Annotated in this window: 3 protein-coding genes; all 3 read left to right on the top strand. The window is 63.6% G+C overall.

Annotated features, from left to right (window positions below):
* A partial coding sequence (locus tag ACTJI6_RS24065; protein ID WP_440804290.1) for an ArsR/SmtB family transcription factor occupies positions 1–212 on the top strand: 212 nt, incomplete at its 5' end.
* Positions 213–214: 2 nt separating this feature from the next.
* The gene (gene arsC / locus ACTJI6_RS24060; RefSeq protein ID WP_440804288.1) at positions 215–640 is read left to right on the top strand and encodes an arsenate reductase (glutaredoxin); all 426 of its coding nucleotides are present in this window, start codon (positions 215–217) and stop codon (positions 638–640) included.
* Between the two features lie 15 nt (positions 641–655).
* Positions 656–1,035: arsenic resistance protein (locus tag ACTJI6_RS24055; RefSeq protein WP_440804286.1), on the top strand; the 380-nt coding region annotated here is incomplete at its 3' end.

Genomic DNA, 1,035 nt, shown 5'->3' with positions numbered 1-1,035 from the left:
TGTCCTTCCATCTGACCCATCTCGAACATGCCGGGCTGATTCAGTCCCGCCGCGACGGGCGTTTCATCATCTACAGCGCCGTCTATTCCGCCTTGGCCGGGCTTGTCGGCTTCCTTTTGAAGGATTGCTGCCAGGGCCACCCCGAGATTTGCGCACCCGCCGTTGCGGCGCTGAACTGTGCCTGCGATCCCATCCTGACCGAAAGCGCCTGAGCATGGATGTCGTCATCTACCATAACCCGGACTGCGGCACCTCGCGCAACACGCTGGCGATGATCCGCAATGCCGAGATCGAGCCGCATGTGATCGAGTATCTGAAGACGCCTCCCTCACGCGCCATGCTGGAACAGCTGATCGCCCGCATGGGGATCACGCCCCGCGACCTGCTGCGCGAGAAGGGCACGCCCTACGGCGGGCTTGGCCTGGGCGACCCGTCCCTGTCCGATGAAGCGCTGCTCGATGCGATGATGGCCCATCCGGTCCTGATCAACCGGCCCATCGTGGTCAGCCCGAAAGGCGTGCGGCTCTGCCGTCCTTCGGAACAGGTTCTGGATCTGCTTCCGCCCCAGAAATCCGCCTTCAGCAAGGAAGACGGCGAACAGGTCGTGGATGCCCAGGGCAACCGCACCCGCTCTGCCTGACCAAGGGACATTGCCATGACCGCCCATCGCCCGGCCACCCGGCTTTCCTTTCTCGACCGATACCTGACGCTCTGGATCTTTGCGGCCATGGCGCTTGGCATCGCGCTCGGGACGATGTTCACGGGCCTGCCGGACGCCCTTCATGGGATGTCGGTCGGCTCGACCAATATCCCGATTGCCATCGGGCTGATCCTGATGATGTATCCGCCGCTGGCCAAGGTCCGCTACGAGGAGCTGCACCAGGTCTTCGCCGACAAGCGCGTCCTGGTTCTGTCGCTGGTGCAGAACTGGTTTATCGGCCCGGTCCTGATGTTCGCCCTCGCCGTGACCTTCCTGCGCGACAGCCCTGAATACATGACCGGCCTGATCCTGATCGGCCTCGCCCGCTGCATCGC

This window comes from Paracoccus sp. 22332 (assembly GCF_052045125.1).
GTDB classification, from domain to species: domain Bacteria; phylum Pseudomonadota; class Alphaproteobacteria; order Rhodobacterales; family Rhodobacteraceae; genus Paracoccus; species Paracoccus haematequi_A.
Note: the sequence above shows the minus strand (reverse complement) of the source record. Positions and strands in the feature narration are given on the sequence as shown.

Excerpts from the sequence above, each read along its gene's own strand:
- arsC (WP_440804288.1), top strand. The coding sequence starts at position 215 with ATGGATGTCGTCATCTACCATAACCCGGACTGCGGCACCTCGCGCAAC.